Raw genomic sequence first — 21,461 nt, 5'->3', positions numbered from 1 at the left:
TATGGATTACGGAACATACAGAGGTATTTTGACTCTGGTAATTTTAGTATTGTTTATTGTGATTGTTGCATGGGCATATAGCAAGCGAAGCAAAACTCGTTTTGACAGTGCTGCTAATGCCATTTTTGAAGATGAAAAAAAACATGACAACACGCTCTCTAACGAGGAAAAGGAGTCTGAAAAATGACTAGCTTTTGGAGTATTTGGGTTATTGTATTAACCCTTGCATGCTTATGCATCATCTTTGGCTTATTAGTTTGGAACTTAAAAAACTATGCAGGCGTAGAAGAAGGTGAAAGCTGTGGACATGAATTTGACGGCATTGAAGAGCTAAATAATCCACTACCAAAATGGTGGACGTACATGTTTTTCGCAACTTTCATTTGGTCAGTATATTACCTTGCAGCTTACCCAGGTTTAGGCAACTGGGAAGGTTTAGGTAAATGGACTAGTTCTAATCAAGGTATTACCTCTTTAGCTGAATCTAAAAAAGCAGTTGCAGAGGCAAAAGCGGATGGACGCTTTGTGAAACTTGATAAAGAGTACGAAGCTGCAGAAGAGCGCTTTGGTCCTATTTTTAATAAACTTGCACAAGTACCCGTTTTAGATTTAGTTAGTTCTAAATTTGAAGGTGATGCAGCACAGCAAATAGCGCTTGATAATGGTAATAAACATGAGCAAACAGATGGTCAAGTAGCCATTGAAATTGGTCAGCGTTTATTTTCACAAAACTGTGCGCAATGTCATGGCTCTGATGCACGTGGTGGTACTGGCTTCCCTAACCTAACTGATAAAGATTGGTTATATGGCGGAACACCTGACAAAATTAAAGAAACACTTCTTTATGGTCGTATTGCAGCAATGCCAGCTTGGGGTCCTGCTCTTGGCGAACAAGGCGTTAAAGAAATGACAGCACATGTGCTGAGCCTTTCTGGTCGTACTGTTAACCAAAAAGACGCAGACGCAGGCGCCGCTAAGTTTGCAATGTGTGCCGCATGTCATGGTGCTGACGGTAAAGGGTCGGTTGCACATAACCTACCGTTTGGCGCGCCTAACCTGACTGATAACATTTGGTTATATGGTGGTTCTCAACGTGCTGTTGAAGAAACTCTTAACCACGGCCGTGCCGGTGTAATGCCTGCATGGAAAGACATTTTAGGTGAAGATAAGATTCACTTATTAACTGCCTATGTTTACAGTTTATCGCAAGATAAATAAGCACGCGGTTAATAAAATGTTTATAAATTAATTTATTTAATTCAATAGATTAATCCAGATCAAAAAAGCCTCCACTGTGAGGCTTTTTTTTAGTCTTTTACGTATAATTCCTATAAAATAACACTTCCTAAACTAATTTTAGAGACACTATGCAACCTACTCCGTGGTATAAAAATTTTTGGCCTTGGTTTTTAATCTTTTTTCCGTTAGTTGCCATTATTGGCTGTATTAGCTTATTTATTACGGCAATAGGTAACGGTCCAGATATGGTTGTTGACGACTACTACAAAAAAGGTAAAGCAATAAACTTAGAACTGACTAAGTTTGAAAAAGCAAAAGCACTTTATTTACATGGCGAATTAAATGTAACCAACGACCGCGTAAGCTTTAAGTTTACAAAAGGCGACAGCAGTAACGTGCATGTATTAAAGCTCTCGTTTTATCATCGCACCATTAAAGCGCATGACTTTGAAGCAACACTTACTCCTAATGCCAATCAGGAATTTACTGCATTACTTAATGAGTATACACAAGGCGCCTACTCAGTATTTATTGAGCCAATAGATGGCAGTTGGAAAATGAAAGAAAATATAACGTTACCAACTGAACAAACCGTTTTAGTTACTCCTAATTATAAGTAGTAATAACTATGTCTAACTCTTGCTTTCATTGCCTTGAAAGTGTGCCAAACGGATTTAGCGCAAACGTTATAATTGACGATAAAGCTCAGCCAATGTGTTGCATTGGCTGCCAAGCTGTTGCGCAAAATATTGTTGATCAAGGTATGACCGATTATTATAAATACCGAACGGTTCGTGCTGGAAAGGTCGAACAGCTGGTACCTGAGCAACTCGCATTTATAAAAAGTTATGACAACGAAGACATTCAAGACGAATTTATAGCCACTAACGATAATATCTCAGAGGTATTATTGAGCGTTGAAGGTATAACCTGTGCCGCTTGTGCATGGCTTATCGAAAAACAACTCTTAAATTTAACCTCAGTAAAACGTGTTGATGTAAATACATCGACCAACCGCGCGATGATTCAATGGGACAAAACCACCACCCCATTGAGTGAAGTTATTACTTCCCTAGCTAAAATTGGCTACAAAGCCTACCCGTTTCAATCAGATATTGAAGCTAAGCAAAAGCAACAAACTGCCAAAGCCTATATTCGCCGCTTAGGTGTTGCAGGCTTAATGACCATGCAAGTAATGATGTTTGCGTTCGCCATGTACTTTGGCATGTTTTCAGGCATGGACAGTAACTTTGAGCAGTATTTTAGATGGATCAGCTTGGTACTGGCCTCCCCGGTTATTTTATATAGCGCACTGCCCTTTTTAACCAATGCTATAAATGGCTTAAAAGCAAAACAGCTCAATATGGATTTACCCGTATCACTGGCTATTTTTGGCGCATTTGGTGCAAGTTGTTACGCCACATTTATGCAAGTCGGCGAAGTGTATTTTGAATCTGTATGCATGTTTACCTTTTTACTGTTATTAGGTAAATATCTTGAATTTAGAGCGCGTTTAAAAGCGAGCGAGTTTACTGCAAACTTACAAAAACTATTACCATTAACAGCCCGCACCATTAACGAAAGTGGCGAAGAGCTTATAATTGCAGCCAAAAAACTAAAACTTAATGACGTAGTACTTATTAAAGCGGGTGAGACAATTCCTGCTGATGGCGAACTCATTAAAGGTAAGACTACGGTTGATGAATCAATGATGACGGGGGAACATCAGCCTGTTACAAAATTTATTGGCCATAATGTCTATGCCGGGTGCGTTAACCACGACGGCGTTATTGAAATAAAAATTAATAAAATTGGCCAAAATACACTTTTAAATCAAATTATACGCTTGCAACACAACGCATTAACCAAGCGCCCTAAACTAGTTGAAATTACAGATAAAGTTGCGCAGTGGTTCATAGCTTGTTTGCTTGTATTTGCTTCACTTACAGCGATCGGCTGGTACCAAATTGATCCTGAGCACGCATTTTGGATCACCATTTCGGTTTTAGTTGCTACCTGCCCGTGTGCGCTGAGTTTAGCGATACCCACCGCGCTTACATGTGCAGTGGCAACACTTACTCGAAAAGGCGTATTAATAAAACAAGCACATGTGCTCGAAACACTCTCACAAATCACTTTATTTGCATTTGATAAAACAGGCACACTTACGCAAGGTAAATTTAGCCTTGATGAAGTAGATATAATCGATAAACAATATACAAAAGCGCAAGTGCTAGATATGGCAGCCATGCTAGAGCGTTATTCTGAACACCCTATCGCCAGTGCATTTGATGAGTTTACGCCAGCTCACCGCAGTCTTAATAACGTTGAAGTACATCCAGGGCTGGGAATTAGCGCACAAGATGCAACTAATCATTACGCAATTGGTAAAAGTGGTTGGTTTAATAGCAAAAAATCGAATGCACAAGCGAGCTTGTATATAAATAAGCAAGTTGTTGCACGCTTTTACTTTGTTGATAAAGTAAAAAGCGATGCTAAAAAGCTCATAGACTCACTTCAATCGCAAAACTTAACCTGTCACATGTTAACCGGTGACGCGTCAGATGCTGGGCAAAAAGTAGCTAAGCAACTTAAACTTGAAAGTGTGCAATTTGGATGTTCTCCACAAGATAAACAAACCGCCGTTGAGCAATGGTCTTCACAAAATGAAGTCGTTGCAATGGTAGGTGATGGTGTAAACGACAGCCCGGTATTTGCTAGTGCGCACTTATCTATTGCTATGGAAACCGGTGCAGACATATCAAAAAATAGCGCCGATGTAGTGCTTCTTAATAGCGATTTAGCCTCCATTGGTCACTTACTTAATGTAGCAAAACAAACCAGACGTATTATTAAGCAAAATCTTGCGCTGTCTTTATTGTATAATGCTTCAATATTACCACTGGCAGCGCTGGGCTTAGTTGCTCCTTGGATGGCTGTTATTGGCATGTCTGCCAGCTCAATTATTGTGATTAGTAATTCACTAAGGCTATTAAAGTTATGAGCATAATTTACATTTTGATCCCTATCGCCATTTTGTTCGTCATTATTGCTATTGGTGTTTTCTTTTGGGCAGTGAAAAGCGAGCAGTTTTCGGATTTAAACAAGCAAGGTCATAGTATTTTGTTTGAAGATGACAAAGAGCAACATAACAAAAGTAATGATTGACCCTCTTTATACCAGCGCATTTTTAATGGGACTAATCGGTAGCGGTCATTGCATTGCTATGTGTGGTGGTATTGCAAGCTCATTACAACTGGCAAGTGACAAACGTAAAACATTTACCTATTCACTTGCTTATAATATTGGACGTGCACTGAGCTATATGGCTGCAGGTGCACTTGTTGCTGGTATTAGCAGCCAATTTGCAAGGCAAAACACCTCCTTCTCTTTAGTACTTTCGTTCATTGCAGCTATTTTTATGCTCCTCGTTGGCGTGTATATAATGCGCTTGGGCCCTACTTTGCAATGGTTAGAGAAAATTGGTAAAACCTTGGTGTGGCAACACATTGTTAAACTAAATAAATATTTAATGCCTATTAACTCTCCTTTTAAAGCCCTAGGTTATGGTGCTTTGTGGGGATGGCTGCCATGCGGACTTGTATACTCAGCGCTTACATGGGCGATGACCAGCCCAAGTGCCCTTGACGGTGCCTTAGTTATGCTTTGCTTTGCTTTGGGTACTTTTCCCGCGATGATCACATTAGGCATTACCGCGCAAAAACTAAATACTATTATTAACCATCCATGGACCCGAATTGTATTAGGCAGTGTTATAATTTGGTATGGTATCTACTTATTGATTATTGCAACTGACAAACTGGTACATTAATCTATTCGCATTATTAACCTTTAAGGTTATTTTGCAGTCGTGTATAAAAATTTAAACGGATTAAATTATGGATTTCTTTCAAAGTCGCGCTAAAGGTAATTGTGCTATTAGCTGTAATAACTGCAGTATTAGTCAATTGTGTTTGCCATTTTCACTCAATGGCCAAGAAATGGACAAGCTTGACGAAATTATTGAGCGAAAAAAACCACTCCATAAAGGCGACTATCTATTTGAATCAGGTGCACCTTTACAGGCTATTTATGCGGTTCGTTCTGGTTCATTTAAATCGTACACGTTATCGGAGCGAGGTGATGAGCAAATTACCGGCTTTCATTTAGCGGGCGACCTAGTTGGTTTTGACGCAATAAGTAAAATGACTCATCCCAGTTTTTCGCAAGCACTTGAAACGTCAATGGTATGCGAAATCCCATTCGATACTCTTGATGAACTATCAGGAAAATTACCAAAACTTCGCCAACAAATAATGCGTTTAATGAGTAGCGAGATTACTTACGATCAAGAAATGCTGTTATTACTCAATAAAAAATCAGCAGAAGAACGCTTAGCTAGTTTTATTTATAACTTGTCGGAGCGTTTTGGTGAGCGTGGTTTCTCGCGTAAAGAATTTAGATTTACAATGACTCGCGGTGAAATTGGTAATTACTTAGGTCTAACAGTAGAAACCATTAGCCGTTTATTGAGTCGTTTTCAAAAAGCTGACTTAATTAAAGTAGAGGGTAAATTTATTACAATTTTAGATAATGATGCCTTGGCTAAAACAGCGGCGATAGTTAAGCCTCGCTAAATTAAATAGTTTGATTTAGAACAACAATTTATATGCTACCCCTTTAACTGTTTTATATTTACGTTACACTAAATGTACACCCGTTAGGTAAATGGAGTAGCATATGAACACTATTAAACGCATTATTGCGGTTATTGACCCCACCAAAGATGATCAACACGGTTTAGCACGTTCAATAGATTTAGCTAAAAAATCTGGCGCAAGTATTACCGCCTTTATGACGGTTTACGACTTCTCTTACGAAATGACGACTATGCTATCTGGCGATGAACGCGAAGCAATGCGCGATGCCGTACTAAAAGATCGCCAGCTATGGCTAAACGATTTAGTTTCCCCTTACAAAGATATAAATATTGAAACCCAAGTGGTTTGGCATAATCGCCCTTACGAAGCCATAATCGATACTGTAATTGATCAAAAGTACGATTTAGTAATTAAAGGCACACATCAACATGGCGCACTTAAATCAGTTATTTTTACCCCGACAGATTGGCACTTAGTACGCAAATGCCCCGCTCCGGTATTATTTGTAAAAGAAATGGCATGGCCAGCAAACGGTAATATTTTAGCTGCTGTAAATGCGGTTAGTGAAAACGAAGAACATGTAGCACTTAATAAACGCGTTATTAAAGACGCACAATATTTATGTGAACTTGCCAACGCAAAACTTAATTTAGTTAATGCCTACCCTGCAACTCCTATTAATATTGCCATCGAAATTCCTGAGTTTAACCCAGGACTTTATAACGAATCAGTTAAAAAGCATCATCATGAATCAACCAATGCACTTGCTGCAGAGTTTAATTTAAACCCAGAGCAATGTTTTATTGAAGAAGGCCTGCCAGAGGATGTAATCCCTGATGTAGCGAAGCGGTTAAATAGCGAATTAGTTGTTATTGGTACCGTAGGTCGCACGGGCTTAAGTGCCGCTCTTGTAGGTAATACAGCAGAGCATGTAATTGATAGCCTAGACTGTGATGTACTGGCACTCAAACCCGATGGTTACGTGAGCCCTATGGCAAAGGATTAATTTTAAGCTTTATGTGCAAGTTATAAGCGAGTTATTTTTACGTGTTAATAAGGCACGTTTAAATCAATTTTAATTACATCCTAAACTCGCATATTCAGGTGGTTTGGGTATAATACGCCCCTTTATTTTTAGCAAATAACTTTGCTGTATTGTTTTATTAGGGGGCGTAATTGTCACACTCAGATCAAGCTAAAGCTCAATTTAACTTAAATAAGCTGCAAAAGCGTTTACGTCGCCAAACTGGTCAAGCCGTTATGGACTTCAATATGATTGAAGAGGGTGACCGTATAATGGTATGTCTTTCTGGCGGCAAAGATAGCTACACAATGCTTGAAATGCTTCAACATTTAAAACGTGTAGCACCTATAAAGTTTGACCTAGTTGTTGTAAATCTTGATCAAAAACAACCTGATTTTCCTGAGCATGTTTTACCCCAGTATCTTGATAAATTAAATGTTGAATACAAAATTGTAGAAGAAGATACTTACAGTATTGTTACCGATATTATCCCTGAAGGTAAAACAACGTGTTCACTTTGCTCACGCTTACGTCGTGGTATTTTATACCGCACAGCAAAAGAGCTAGGCGCTACTAAAATAGCCCTTGGGCATCACCGTGACGACATGATTGAAACATTGTTTTTAAATATGTTTTACGGCGGAAAGCTAAAAAGTATGCCGGCTAAATTAATGAGTGATAACGGCGAGCATATGGTTATTCGCCCACTTGCATACTGTAAAGAAAGCGACATAAGCCAATACGCATTTGTACAAGGTTACCCTATCATTCCGTGTAACCTATGTGGCTCGCAAGAAAACTTACAGCGTAAACATACAAAAACAATGCTCGCTAAATGGGATGCGGAGCACCCAGGTCGTATTGAAAGCATTTTTACAGCAATGCAAAACATAGTGCCTTCACATTTAGCTGACGCCGACTTGTTTGATTTTAAAAACTTACAAACAGGTGAAGTAATTGATGGTGGCGATATAGCCCTTGATAAACCAGATATTCCTAAAGTGCCTGTTGCTAATGAGCTTGATGAACAAGAAGCGCCAAGTGTAGTTACTATAAATCTAAGCTAACAAATTTAAGGGGGTTGTATTTATGTACAACCCCCTTAAATTTACCAATTCAGCATTGCGTTCTATTTTTAACTCTCAGCTAAGCCTTGTAAAAATTCCAAACTTAACTTTTCTTGTGCATTAGCCTGATATGGTAATTGCTGCAAGCTATCGTACGAAAAATCGTTAATATCAAAATGACTTATTTCACTATTCCCAAAGCTATTTCGCTCACCTGGGCTTGGCGACATTCTCTCAATAACAAAGTCGCTTAAGCGCATATCTGTAATGCCTTGTGGTAGCACCGACCAATGAGCTTTCAAATTAAGAGTTTGGCTTCCCTTCGTTAACCGCTCTTTAGATACTAAATGAGCAAGTGGTGTATCGCCACTGTATAAATTAGCCCTAACACGATACAAACCACTTTTTACTACCACTATGTTAGCTGGCAAAATCATGTTTTCGTTTTGTGCATAAGCAGTTTCAAAACCTGTTAAAGTTGCACTCGGCGGCATATATTGAATTTGCGCAACTACGGGAACTTTTTTACCCGCAACATCACCCTCTACAAACACTTGTAAGCTACGAGGGTAATCTTCATCCTCTTCAAATGTAATAATTGCTTCACCGTCACGCGCATTGCCTGTATGGGTATTTAACACTTCTTTTGTATCTGTATTTGCAAGCTCAACGACCACTTTTCCAAGCCCTTGAGCGCTTATCTTTATTGTTATTTCTTCTGGGTATACAAAACGATATTGTTTAAGACTTAACGTTAAAGCATCGCCACTTTCATCAATAGGGCTCGATATCGGGTAGAATTGATTTGGCTTTAATCGATCTTCATCTAATGGACTCAATGGCTGAGAATAAGGAGGAAATTTAAGTGCACTTTCATATTGCATAACCACTTGCTGCGCTGCTTTTGTTAAGTCTTCATTAAACGCGATTTGTTTTTTTGATTGTGTTTTTTTTGCTGTAGGTACATCTATAGGGATCACTTTTACAGGCGATAAATCAGCTACGCTCGCACTGTGTTTAACCTGAGGTGTTATTGGCTCAACAACTTTATGAGCATCATTTTTACCTGTAAACCATAGCGAGAATAAAATAGTGCTAATAATTAAAGCAACGGCATAAAATTTTTTCATTTTTATATTTCAATCTTTTATAAGGCGTATAGTTTTTAATACCAATCTGCTTATATATGGGGTCTATTTAACGTTAAGAAAATTACGCTAGAACTAGGCAAAAATTTTTGTATCTAGTTGTTCTAAATAAAAAATTTTTAACGACGTTATAGTGGAATTTAATTCGTTAAATTGATCAAAGATTTATGCAGATTGGTATAACTACACGCCTTGTATGTTATGGAATCACATTATAAATAAGTGCTGATGCGCTTAAATTATTTGAATCCTTAATATAACGATATTGTTTTTTCCAAAACCAACTACCTGTAGTTTTATCAAACGTATTAAAACCTACAGTGTCACCTTCCACATTTACGTTATTCATGGCTATTGTTACATTACCTTTTCGCTGCGCGTTATGTATTTCGTTATGGCTATAACTGTCACTCATCATCATTGGATAATGGTTTGGCATAAAGCTACTTACTGCATCACCTTGCGATTTTAAATGGCCATTTGTATCAACACTGCTGCTACAACTTCCAAACGAGCCAGCCGAACTGGCACCACATGAAGAGTGCGATGCAACAACCGAATCATCATTGCCTTTTAAAAAACCACCCGTTAAACCCAAATATGCATTTCCATCGGCAACAAAGCGTAAACGTGGCGTACGTGCATCTGGGAATGGTGAAATTTTACGTGCATTGTTTACTTTTAAATCGTGTAATACACCAACAGCTTCGGTTACATCACTTCCTAGCCACCATTTGAGTGCAGCATCGACCGCAAAGTTCCATGATGCGCCAGTTAAAGCACTAACAGCTACGTCAGCCAGCTCACTTCCACCACCCGCGCCTGCTAAATCAAACGTAGCAACAATATTAAGCGGCTCTAAGCCTTCGTTTTCTAACCAGTTTTCTTGATTATCAATAATATGGCGTGCAACTAAGTCTCCTGTTGAATGTGTTACAAATACACAGCCATCACTGCATAAATTAGAGCGTGAAATTTGCTTTAGCTTTGGCCACACCCAATCGGTAGCAATTTTACCTTCAATACGTTCATAAGCAGGCCAATCAATTCGCTCATCTGCACGATTATTCCAGTACGATTGCCAATATGTTTCACCATCATTGATTACATCACTACCCGACTTATTTGTTATTTGCGAAGTTTGTAACCCATGAATTAATATAATTTTGTAGTCTTTACTCGCTGCAGAAAAGCTCATTAACATAGCTAACCCCGCACCAATTAGGTGGCTTGGCTTAATTAATTTGTGTGTGCGCTTTGTGTTGTTCATACAATTCCTTAATGTTGTGTACTTAATATTTTATTATCATTTAAGGTATTCATGTTGGTTTACATAAGCTTGTCAGCTTAGGTGTTCACTAGGGTCTGTTGTTCTTTGCGGATTAAAATTTGTTCAAACTAGAGGCTATTTAATCACGGCGCGAGATTTGTAACCTAGTGGGCTCGGTAACTGCTCCTGCGTTACTCTACTGGCTTACATCCATGTAAGAATAAGTAAAAACCGAGCAACAAAGAGTAAATAGCCTCTAGGAAGTACCCTTTGGGCAGCGTCTGTTTGGCATTAATGCTACGTTATCGCCTATTTATGGGGAACAACCACACTACTTAGGCTCTGCCTTACCTAAATACCAAACAGACTGCTGCAAATTTAACCTTGAAAGATCAACAGACTCTAGTATTAGGAACAACGAACAAAAATGCAACAACTTATTATCATTTAGAGAAGAGAAGAAACTTATTTCATACTGATTAATGAGTTAATAGAGGTATAGTTGTTATATTTGAAATTATTAGATGGGTTTCAAGGGGTATATTGAGGGTAGTAAGATTAAAGCGGATACCATTGAAAGTGTCCGCTTTAGAATAAGGACGAAGCTAATCTAACCGTTAGCTTTAAGTTCACTGGTAAATTGCCCAATCGCATTTACAACTTCTTGTGCACCTTGTTGGATCTCTTGCATCACTTCACCAGATTCTTTAGATAACGCCAAGCCTTGCTCTGCCTTCTCTTTACCTTTTTCTATTACAGCCACCGTATTTTGGGTTTGTGATTGGTTGCGCTGTACAACTTCTACAATTTCTTCTGTTGCTTTTGAGGTACGCGATGCAAGCAATCGCACTTCATCTGCAACCACAGCAAAGCCTCGCCCCTGCTCGCCAGCTCTTGCCGCTTCAATTGCGGCATTTAATGCTAATAAATTTGTTTGCTCAGCAATACTACTAATGCTTTGTACAATACTCGATATTTGTTGCGACTGCTGATCAAGCGCTGAAATTTCATTTGCAGCTTGCTCCATGTTAATAGCCAGCTCAGTCATTACTGCGACTGTATCTTGTATAACGCTCGCGCCTTGCTCTGCTTTTTTATCAGTTTGGGTTGATGTGCTATAAGCAATTTCGGCAGCTTGTGATATCGCAATTTCTTGATTTACTTGATCAGTGATAACAGTTGCAAACTTCATCACTTTATAAAGCTCATTCGCGTCATTTGAGATTGGGTTATATGACGCTTCTAGCCAAACAATGTTGCCATGTTTATCTACACGCTTAAAACGCTCAGCAATAAACTTACCTTCTCTTAATTTAGCCCAAAATTGCAGATACTCTTGGGAGTTATACTCTGAAGCCTCACAAAACGTACGGTGATGTTTACCTAGTATTTCACTTTCTTGATAACCCATTGCAGCTAAAAACTGATCATTTGCTTTTAAGACATGGCCCTCTAAATCAAATTCAATTACCGCCATAGAGCGATATATCGCTTTAATAGTATCGCTTTGCTCGCGAGAAGCCGTAATTGTTTTTGTAAGTACACTTCCGAATATAGAAAAATAGAGCAACTGATCTTGCTCCCCTTTTACTGGATGTACTATTAAACGTAACCATTCAGCTTTACCATCGCTGCGCATAACTTGCAATGCACCGCCCCAATGCCCTTCTTTTTTAATAGCTTGCTGCAGGCTTTTAAATTCTGAAGATTGACGAGACGAATCTGTAATAAAATCGTCAAAAGAATTATTAGTTAGATCGTCTTCACTGTAGCCTAGGTTTTCTAAAAACTTATCATTGGCGTGCGAAATTCGGCCATCATAAAGAATGTTTAGTACTAACATCTCTCGGTAAAGCCCTTCCCATACTTGTTGTAATGGGTAAAGTTCAGCTTTTAGAGAAGCTATTTCGTTTTGTTTATTTTTAGAAAAAAACATTAATATCCCTACTAATACATTCGATATGAAATGAAATTAATTTTATTATAGAAGATATTATTTATAACGCGATAAATAATAAGAGCTTTAATTACTAGATTCAGAAAGTTTTAAAATAGCCAATACATAAACACTGGTATCTACAAATATGTGGATACATCAATAAAATAACTTCTATGTCCCAGCAGAACCTTTAATTCTCAAACTTTAATCTTTCATACAATCCAGACGCTCTCGATACACTTTTATTCATCGCTAGTTGTAGTACTTTTTTATCAGCCACCAGCTCAAAGGTGTTTTTAGCACGGGTTATTCCCGTATACACTAATTGCCTGTTAATACCCATGCGCGCTTGTTTTAGCGGTGGCAGTACCATGGCTGTGTAACTAAACTCTGAACCTTGTGATTTATGAATAGTCATTACATAGACTTTATCGTGTGCAGGGAGTCGTGCTGGCGAAAATGCTCGTTGATTCCCTTGCTCATCAATAAATATGGCTTTGAGCTGATTGCTTTCATCGGGCATTAAAATACCAATATCGCCGTTAAATAACTTAAGCTGGTAATCGTTTTGGCTCACCATAATGGGCATGCCTGTATAATGATGAGTATTAGGGCTAACTGTTATTAAACCTTGCTGTTGCAATACGCGCTCTATTCGCTGATTTAAGCTATGCACGCCGTAATCGCCCTCTCGCACTGCAGCTAAAAGCTGATAACTAGCAAAAGCAGCATGCACCTGTGCAACATCTGCCCCTTGGGCAATTAAGTTAAGGTATTTTGCATAATGACTTGCTGCACTTTTAACAAGCTTTTCAATCGGTTTTGCTACAAAGTCGTAATCTAAAATTACATCGTTAAAACGCCCTTCAGTACTTTCTTGCTCAACGTAATTTAAAATACCGGTGTTATTGGTGTTTACCGCAAGTGCGAGTTGACCAATGCCGCTTTGTGCATCAAATCGATAACTGTGCTGTAAAAAGGCAACGCAATCTGCGAGTTTAAATTCACTCACGCTTTGCGCTACGAGCTTAGGCTCATTATTAAAACATAAGCTATTTAGTTCATCACAACGTGCTTGCGAGTAGCTTGGCGTTTGCTCAAGTATTAAACCTTGGCATAAATCGCTCATTACGCTGCCGGTATCTACCGAGGCCAGCTGATCTTTATCACCTAGGAGTATTAATCTCGCATGCGCAGGTAGTGCTTCTATTAATTTAGCCATCAGCGATAAATCGACCATACTGGCTTCATCAATAATTAGCACATCTAAATGCAGCGGATTACTTTTGTTATGTCTAAATTTATTAGTAAACGGTTTTACGCCCAATAAACGATGAATCGTTTGAGCGCTTTGCGGGATCAGCGTTTTTATATCATCAGGAATCGTTGTGAGCTTATTTTTAGCGCCCAAAATAGACTCACTTAAACGTGCAGCGGCTTTACCTGTAGGGGCCACCAGCTTAATACTAAGCGGCGCGGTTTTATAAAGTGACTGCAAAATAGCCAGCAACTTAGTCACTGTGGTAGTTTTACCTGTACCTGGGCCACCCGTGATCACACTAAAGCCTTTGGTTGCGGCAATCGCACACGCCACTTTTTGCCAATCAGTTTCAATTGTTGAATCAGTAGGAAAATAGGTGTGTAAAAGTTCAGCCAGTATCTCATTGTTAATATTTAGCTTTCGCTCGCTCATGCTTAATAGTCTATCAGCAAGTGTTTGCTCATAACCTGCAAGGCGCGCAAAATAAAGTCGCTCGTTAAACAATTGCAGTGGTTTATTTTCGCCTACGCTTTCATGGTTTTGTAAATAACTAACCGCTGTGTGTACATTAAAGTCATCATCAAACGGGCTTAGCGTACTGGGTACATTGCCATCGAGTTTATTAAAGTCACCTTTGCGCAAATTAAAAGGATTGCTCCAATCAACCTCATTTAAGGTTAGGCAGCTATGCTGGCTTTGCTGCGATAAACACAGTAATAAAACAATATAAAATAGTTTATTATGTGTTTGCTCTTTGTTATTAGTACTCAGTAATTCAGCGAGCTTAACATCAACTACACGTAATCGTTTTTCAACTAATAAATACTCAAGTAACGGGACTTCAGTAATTGAATTTTTTACAGCTACCTCGTTTTGTGATTTAAAAATATTTAGAGGCTCATCGCTAGGCGCTTGATCAATATCGTCAAACAAACCAGGTTGCTCATTTAAATCGCTCATAGCATAGCTCCTTGGCTAAATAAGCCATCTAAAATAGTTACTTGCTCTACAGTTAACTTTTTAAAGTACACGCCTTGCCCTGCCGGCATTCCTCGTAAAAAGGTGTAATACACGCCGCCTAAATGGTTTTCTATTGAGTAATTAACTATGCGTTGCTTTAATAAACGATGCAGCGCTACGGTGTAAATTAAATACTGTAAATGATACTGATGGCTGCTCATCGCTTGCTCAAGCATGTCGCCTTCGTAATCAGCTGGCGTACTGCCTAAATAATTAGACTTATAATCTAAAATATAATATTTGCCTTGGTAGCAAAATATTAAATCGACAAAGCCTTTTAACAAGCCTTTTACTTGCGAAAACTCAAGCTTACTTTGCGTAAAACCAAAATGTTTAACCAGCATTTCGTTTAGCTTAGGTGCACTTAAGCTCTCAAGGGGTAAATTAAATTCCATTTCGACTAGGCAATCATTGGGTGTAAGCACACCCAATGAAAGAAGTCCCTTATCTAGAAAGTCGCTATCTAGGGGGCACGCAAGAACATCGAGCACCCACTTTTCAGCCACTTCTCGCCATTGCTCACCTATGTGGTATTTTTCAAGGCTGCGCTTAACAACTTCCGATAAGTTTTGCTCGGTATTAGTTGGGTGGACTATTGGGCTAGTAAAATCTATTTGTTCAAATATTTCGTGCAAACAGCTACCAGGCTTTGGCCCTTTAGGAAAGCTATAAGGTGATGGTAGTTCGTCCTCTTGCACTGCAAACTCGTCTTTTTCGTGATCTTCATCACTTCGCCCTGGGGCTAATTGGTCGCTGTGCTTTTTAAAGCTCAACGCACTAAAGCTGGTTGCTCGCCAGTTACGCTCAATGTTTGCTGTTACTTTATTAACACTTAATGTTTGCTGCGCAATTTTGCTATTACTAAAACAAAGCGTGCCCTGCTCTAATAATGTGTGTGAGGTAAATTGCTGATAGCTCATCGCGCTATTAGCGTCGCAAAACTCACTTAAATGCGTGCGCCATGTTTGGCTACTAGCAAGCTCAAGCCCTGAAAATAACACATGCCCCAGTGCACTACTTTGCATAGCTAAGCGGCTACTTTGCCCTTGCCCAATATTATAAACACCAAGCGCACAAAAATGCACGGCGCGAGTAAGTGCTACATACAGCAGGCGTAAATCTTCAGCTAGACGCTCTTGCTCTGCTTTTTGCAGGGCATCTTCGTCTTTACTTAAATCGTAAACTAGCTTGCCATTATTGTGATAAAGCGCTTCTTTAGTTTCGCGATAGCCACTGGCAAATGGCATAAATACCAGTGGGTATTCAAGCCCTTTTGAGGCATGCATAGTAACAATTTTAACTAAGTTGGCGTCACTTTCTAGGCGTACTTGTACTGTTTCACCGTCTTGTTGGCTTACCTTTTGTGCAAACCAGCGCAGTAAACGCAGCGTGCCTTCAAGCTCTATTTGTTTTTGTTGAAGTATTTCGCCCAAATGCCTAAAGTCAGTCAGCCAACGCTCAACGTTATACCCTAAACCTTGCCATTTAGCGCTAAGCTGATTATAGCTCATTAAACGCTCAAGCATTGCCATAGCGCCTTGCTTGTTCCAAATGTGGCTAAGTTGTGCAAAAAAGTTTAAGTAGTCTTGCCATTTATTTTCATCATCGGCGAGTGCGTGTATTTCGTTATAACTTAAACAAAATAGTGGACCAGCTAAAACACCGCGCAGCAATGACTCGTCATATTGACCATGCAGCGCTGTTAAAAAGTTAAGTAGGTGATGGCTAAGCTCTTGGCTAAAAACGCTCTCGCGCGATAAATACACGCTGGCTATTTTGGCTTCGCTAAGTGCTTTTTTCATTATTTGCGCTTCAACACGGTCGCGCACTAATATACAAATATCGGCAGCGCTTACAGGAGTACTGCCAATACAGGCATTACCTTGTTTTGCTTTTTCAAGCAGGGTCACTATTTTATTAGCAAAATGAGTGGCTAAATGTGCTTGTCCTACGCCTTTGTTAGTTGGTTTGTTTTTTTCATCTGCGGCTTCATCTACAAATACGTTAAATTCGAATGCGGTCGCGGGTTTGCCATCAATTAAAAAAGAGTCTTCTGCCTTTTTACCTTTAGCAGCCACTGCGTTAAACGGTATGGCGTCGTTATAAATAAAGCTGTTAGCGTGTTTGCCAAATAAGCTATTAACGCTATTTACTATATCGGTGCTTGATCGAAAATTAGTGCCTAGTGTAAATTGCTGATCAGTCTGTACAGCTTCTTTTGCGCCAATGTACGTAAAAATATCTGCGCCCCTAAAGCCATAAATAGCCTGTTTTGGGTCGCCTATCATGGCAAGCGTGGTATTTTGTTGCCCATAAATTTTACTAAAAATACCGTACTGAATGGGATCGGTATCTTGGAATTCATCAATCATGGCAACCGGAAACAACTGCGCAATTTTTTGTGCTAGTACGTCGCCTTGCTCGTTATTAAGCGCACTGTGTAAATTGGTCAGTAAGTCATCTGGGGTGATCACGCTTTGCTCTTGCTTGCGCTTAACTATTGCGGCTTTTACCCAGCGTGCTGCATGTTGTATAACTGCTATTTTGAGCCCTTGGTTTATGGTGTTATTAAGGGCGGCAAGCTCGTCAAACTGACTCAGTAATGGATGCACAAATAATGGCTGATTTTTTTTATAGTTGCTCACATCGCTTAAGTTTTCTGTACTCCACACTTCAAACGAATACTTGTTAGTGCCAAATTCAAAAAACAAATCGCCGCCTAAACAAAATGCTTCAAGCGCACCAAGGCTGCCTTTTCGTGCTGGCGTTTTAGAACCACTTAAACCCGAGCCTTTAATAGCACCTATAAACTCTTGCTCTAACACCGCTTTTTTAAATGCAGGCACACGGGTTATGTACTCGTCACGCGCTTTCCATACATCATCTAAATTTATTTGTGGTGTAATGTGCGCATTGGCTTTATTTAAAATGCTCGCCACTTGAGCGAATAAAGCCTCTGGTGCGGCAAATACATCTAAAATAGCATCGGTGCGCTCTTTGTTAAGTGGGTATACAAATGCACGCCAAAAATCTTTAATGGTTTCGAGCAGTATGTCGCGTTCATCTAAAATAAATTCGAGATTAAACGCCACTCCCGACTCAAACGCATGTTGTTTTAGCATCCGCTGACAAAAGCCATGAATCGTAAAAATAGCGGCTTCGTCCATTGATTTAGCAGCTGCATCGAGTAAATCAAACGCGCGGTGTTTATCATCAATTTTGGCAATTACGCCTTCAATGAGTTCGTCGTTTGGGTCTTGCCCAAGTAGTGCATCGCGCGCAGCAATAATTCGGCTGCGTACGCGGTCTTTAATTTCTTGGGTGGCGGCATCGGTAAAGGTTACAACCAAAATTTGCTCAACACTGAGCGGCGTATTTAACTCACCTTCTATTTGCATGCCTAGTAAGTAGCGTAAATACAGTCCCGTAATTGTATAAGTTTTACCAGTACCCGCACTGGCTTCTATTAAACTTTGACCAATGAGCGGCATAGTAAGAGGATTAAGCGCTTGCATGGTCACTCTCCTTTGCGTGTTCAAATAAAGGCGTGAGCAATTTATCACTCCATTTTATAAATTCGTCTTGGCAATCGTTTAGCGATTGCACCGTTAAGCGAATATACGGATTTTCGCCCTCGCCTCGCCCTATGTATTGCGGGCTAAATTTGCTCATTGCTTTTGTTATATCGCCGCCGCTTTTAACGTACTCATAACCACTTACCGGAAAAAACGGCACAGGCTCTGCGCGCAGCGCTTTGTATAACTCAAACCAATCGGCTAATAGTGCATCGGCATCGGCTTTGCTTATGGGCGCAAAGGTAATTTGCTTATCAAGCCCAAGTAACAATGTTTCTACTTGTTGATCCATACTTTGCGCTGCAAGGTGATAAATAAAGCCTTTAATTAAATCTTTCGCTTTAATACTGGCGCTGCGATAAAACACTTGTTTTTGCAAATAAACATGATTTAGCCAGCCCTCTATTTTGGTGCCTTCAATGGTAAGCAAAACTTCTATAGGCTCACTTTTCCCGCCTTTAATGTGCTCTTTTACTTGCCCTGCAAGCGCGTCAACTCGGTGATCCATACTTTCAAATATGAGGCTGCCTACATTGGCTTGAGGTAACTCACCCCGCTGCAGTATTTGCTCGGTACTCAGTGGTTGCTCGTTTATATTGGCTTTAAGTATTTCATCAAGGTAAAAATAACGGCGCAGTGCATCTAGGCTAAAGGGTTCTTCGTCTTTTGCTACTTCGTTAAATTGTGGCAGGCGTAAACCTAATGTTTGCTGATAAAAGCTCTCTTGTGCGCTGCACACACTTCTAATAAACACATCGAGATCTAGCTGCTCTGGCACAGTCACATCAAGTGCAATAACTGGCTCTGGTTTAATTGACTCACTTGGCAGCCAAATTGGGTTGTAACTGTGGTTACTCAGCACAGTATTAGCTTGCTCATCGGCTAAATAATAATGGCTATTAAAGGGCTGTAAATGCTGCTGATTGATTAGACATGCGGGCAGCGTTTTTTCACTCTTTTCGTTTAATACAAAACTACGGCCAATATATTCTAACAGCTCACTTACAAGCGTTGATGGCATGCGCGGTTGGTTATCAAAACACGAGCGACCAATGTAACTCATGTATAAGTTGTCGCGGGCACTCAGTAGCGCTTCTAAAAATAAGTAGCGGTCATCTAATTTACGTGATCGGTCACCTTTTTGCTTTTTAGAATAAGGCACTAAGTCAAAACCAATGGGCTGTACGTTACGTGGGTAGTCAGCATCGTTTAAACCCAGCATGCATACCACTTTAAATGGCACGGCGCGCATGGGCATAAGCGTACAAAAATTGACTTGCCCAACTAAGAATCGCTGCCCTACGCCTTTTTCTTGAATGCCTTGTTTAACTAAGTAACTAACAATACGCTGCGAAACCGCCTTGCTGTAATCGCCGTTTTCGTGGTGTTTTTGTAACTCTTCGAGCACGTTTTGAAGTACTAATAAATCCCAGCTGTCATCGCTTTCACTTTCGTATATGGCGTTTAACAGCTCGCTTAAAATATGCGCTTTATTGGTGAGCGTATCATCGGGCGTTAACTGCTCTTTAAAGCTTTGCAGTACATCAATAAAGTGCACGAGCTTATTGAGTGTATCAAGCGCCATACCTTCTACTTCGTCAGCGCTGTAAATACCGTTAAACGGGCATTGCTCGTCGCGCATGGCAATGCCAAGCAATAAACGGTTGAGCCCGTGTTGCCAGGTATTTAAATCGATAGCGGGTAAATCAAAGCTGCTTTTATGCGCTGCGTTTATACCCCATTTAACCCCAACACGTTCAAGCCAGTATTGAATTTGCTCGTATTCGTGCGCTTCAAGCCCAAATTTTTCGGCTATTTGCGTAACTTGTAATAAATCGAGAATATCCGACACACCAAAGCGCGAAAACGGTAAGTTAGCTAAACTCGCAAATGAGCTAAGGACAGGCTTTTCTTGCTCTATGGCTAAATCGGCCAATGCGTAAGGAATAAAGCGGCTGCCTTGTGCCCCGCCAAATACAGCTTCAATATAAGGGCTGTAAGTGCCTACATCGGGCATCATGACAATTATGTCTTTGGGGGTAAGCGCTGGGTTTTGATTAAATAAGTTAAGTAAGTAGTCGTGCAAGCGCTCAACTTCTCTGAGCGGTGTATGGCAATCGCTGAGCGTAATGCTGGTGTCGGTTGCGCTGATTGGTAATTTACCTTCGTCGTTTATAAACCACTCTTTGTTATCGGTCAGCGATTCACCTTTAAACGCAAGCTGATAAATCTCGCTTTGTACTTGCCCTAGTAAGGTGTCGTCAAACACATCAATAAAACCATCAATCCAACGGGCATCTAACTGTACGAGTTGCTCAAAATAGTCGCGACCTAATTTACCCCACGACGATAACAACGGATTACCTATAAAGTAGTATTCTTCATCTGGGTTGGTTTGTTTTTTTTGCTGCGCTTCCACCAGCGGCATTTTAGCGTATTTAGCGCTTATTTTAGCCGCTGTTTTTTCATCTATAATATCGCCCCAGTAATGCTCACTCGGGTTAAAAAAGAATAATATAACCTCGGTTTTTTTACTCAGCGCTTCAAATACGTCTAGCTGGGAACTGGCAATCGCCGATATACCAAATAAACTAATGCGTTGTGGCAGTAAGCTATTGTCCATAGTCTCAAGTGCTGCTAGTAACTGCCCTTGCATATTAGCGCGATGAAATTGGCTTTGCCCAAGTTCTTGGCTTAGTTTTACAATGCGTCGCCATAAGTCAGGTTGCCATGGGGCAATGGCTACATCTACATCATCAAGCTCATCTTTGCCGCTATCCCATGTGGCTATCCAGTGCGGTCGGTACATTAAATATTGGTCGTACACATCGGCTATTTTTTCGCACAGCGCAAAGGTTTTTTGCCCGTCAATATCGCCCTCTAAATAAGTTTTTAGCGGTAAATATAATGGCTCGTCAATACAGTTTGGTAAAATTGCAAACAGTTTCCAAGCAAGGTTGGGCTTATTAAATGCCGACTCTTTAGGGACATTTGGCAGCAATTGCTGGTACAACTGCCAAATAAAGCTCGATGGCAGCGGAAAATCCACCTGCGCTGCGACCCCTAAGTTTTCGCTCAAACCTATTTTTAACCACTGCGACATACCCGGCGATTGCACTAGCACCACTTCTTTGTCGAACGGGCTTTGCAATGGGTTTACTTTTAACAGCTGGTGGAACTGCGCTTGCAGGGCTTCCATCCGGTTTGATTGAATAATATTTAGCATATAGCACTGACCTTGCTTGAGATAAAACCAG

15 protein-coding genes are annotated in these 21,461 nt (G+C 40.0%); 9 read left to right on the top strand and 6 right to left on the bottom strand.

The genetic code is table 11. The features are described from left to right. Window position 1: 1 nt before the first annotated feature. The 9 genes from I6F43_RS08290 (at window position 2) to ttcA (ending at window position 7,991) form a co-directional block, all read left to right on the top strand. Complete coding sequence (locus I6F43_RS08290; RefSeq protein WP_010554061.1) at window positions 2-187, top strand: cbb3-type cytochrome oxidase subunit 3; 186 nt, start codon at window positions 2-4, stop codon at window positions 185-187. Continuing rightward, window positions 184-1,218, top strand: coding sequence for a cytochrome-c oxidase, cbb3-type subunit III (ccoP, locus tag I6F43_RS08285; protein ID WP_197101817.1), 1,035 nt, complete (start codon window positions 184-186; stop codon window positions 1,216-1,218). Before I6F43_RS08290 ends, ccoP begins: the two co-directional genes overlap by 4 nt. Before the next feature lie 149 nt (window positions 1,219-1,367). Continuing rightward, a complete protein-coding gene (locus I6F43_RS08280) occupies window positions 1,368-1,859 on the top strand; it encodes a FixH family protein (RefSeq protein ID WP_101216175.1) in 492 nt (163 codons plus the stop codon). Window positions 1,860-1,867: 8 nt separating this feature from the next. After that, the gene (locus I6F43_RS08275; protein WP_197101815.1) at window positions 1,868-4,243 is read left to right on the top strand and encodes a heavy metal translocating P-type ATPase; all 2,376 of its coding nucleotides are present in this window, start codon (window positions 1,868-1,870) and stop codon (window positions 4,241-4,243) included. Continuing rightward, complete coding sequence (ccoS, locus tag I6F43_RS08270; RefSeq protein WP_002963071.1) at window positions 4,240-4,407, top strand: cbb3-type cytochrome oxidase assembly protein CcoS; 168 nt, start codon at window positions 4,240-4,242, stop codon at window positions 4,405-4,407. Before I6F43_RS08275 ends, ccoS begins: the two co-directional genes overlap by 4 nt. Further along, window positions 4,400-5,071 (top strand): sulfite exporter TauE/SafE family protein, encoded by a 672-nt coding sequence (locus tag I6F43_RS08265; protein WP_197101813.1) that lies wholly within the window; start codon window positions 4,400-4,402, stop codon window positions 5,069-5,071. The genes ccoS and I6F43_RS08265 overlap by 8 nt, the downstream gene beginning before the upstream one ends. 67 nt (window positions 5,072-5,138) lie before the next feature. After that, window positions 5,139-5,876 (top strand): FNR family transcription factor, encoded by a 738-nt coding sequence (locus I6F43_RS08260; protein WP_197101811.1) that lies wholly within the window; start codon window positions 5,139-5,141, stop codon window positions 5,874-5,876. 103 nt (window positions 5,877-5,979) lie between these two features. Then, the gene (gene uspE, locus I6F43_RS08255) at window positions 5,980-6,906 is read left to right on the top strand and encodes a universal stress protein UspE (RefSeq protein WP_166376155.1); all 927 of its coding nucleotides are present in this window, start codon (window positions 5,980-5,982) and stop codon (window positions 6,904-6,906) included. Window positions 6,907-7,076: 170 nt separating this feature from the next. Beyond that, window positions 7,077-7,991, top strand: a complete 915-nt coding sequence (gene ttcA, locus I6F43_RS08250) for a tRNA 2-thiocytidine(32) synthetase TtcA (RefSeq protein WP_007585631.1) — start codon at window positions 7,077-7,079, stop codon at window positions 7,989-7,991. Window positions 7,992-8,059: 68 nt separating this feature from the next. On the opposite strand, the gene I6F43_RS08245 is transcribed toward ttcA, so the two are convergent. The 6 genes from I6F43_RS08245 to recC all read right to left on the bottom strand — a co-directional run bounded on the left by I6F43_RS08245 (window position 8,060) and on the right by recC (window position 21,430). Beyond that, a complete protein-coding gene (locus I6F43_RS08245) occupies window positions 8,060-9,121 on the bottom strand; it encodes a hypothetical protein (protein ID WP_197101809.1) in 1,062 nt (353 codons plus the stop codon). Window positions 9,122-9,338: 217 nt separating this feature from the next. Then, on the bottom strand, window positions 9,339-10,409 hold the full coding sequence (locus I6F43_RS08240; protein ID WP_165722281.1) for a hypothetical protein: 1,071 nt from the start codon (window positions 10,407-10,409) through the stop codon (window positions 9,339-9,341). A 610-nt stretch (window positions 10,410-11,019) separates the two neighbouring features. After that, window positions 11,020-12,345 carry a methyl-accepting chemotaxis protein gene (locus I6F43_RS08235; RefSeq protein WP_007585625.1) on the bottom strand — a complete coding sequence of 442 codons (1,326 nt, stop codon included), beginning with the start codon at window positions 12,343-12,345 and terminating at the stop codon, window positions 11,020-11,022. A gap of 193 nt (window positions 12,346-12,538) precedes the next feature. Next, complete coding sequence (recD, locus tag I6F43_RS08230; protein WP_197101807.1) at window positions 12,539-14,569, bottom strand: exodeoxyribonuclease V subunit alpha; 2,031 nt, start codon at window positions 14,567-14,569, stop codon at window positions 12,539-12,541. After that, entirely contained in the window at window positions 14,566-18,144 is a 3,579-nt protein-coding gene (gene recB / locus I6F43_RS08225) for an exodeoxyribonuclease V subunit beta (protein WP_197101805.1), read from the bottom strand. Before recB ends, recD begins: the two co-directional genes overlap by 4 nt. Beyond that, complete coding sequence (recC, locus tag I6F43_RS08220; RefSeq protein ID WP_197101803.1) at window positions 18,131-21,430, bottom strand: exodeoxyribonuclease V subunit gamma; 3,300 nt, start codon at window positions 21,428-21,430, stop codon at window positions 18,131-18,133. Before recC ends, recB begins: the two co-directional genes overlap by 14 nt. Between the last annotated feature and the right edge of the window lie 31 nt (window positions 21,431-21,461).

The sequence above is a fragment of the Pseudoalteromonas sp. NZS71_1 genome, from assembly GCF_015864305.1.
Taxonomy (GTDB): Bacteria; Pseudomonadota; Gammaproteobacteria; order Enterobacterales; family Alteromonadaceae; genus Pseudoalteromonas; species Pseudoalteromonas arctica.
The sequence above is the reverse complement of the archived record's forward strand: the minus strand, read 5'-3'. Positions and strand labels throughout refer to the sequence as shown.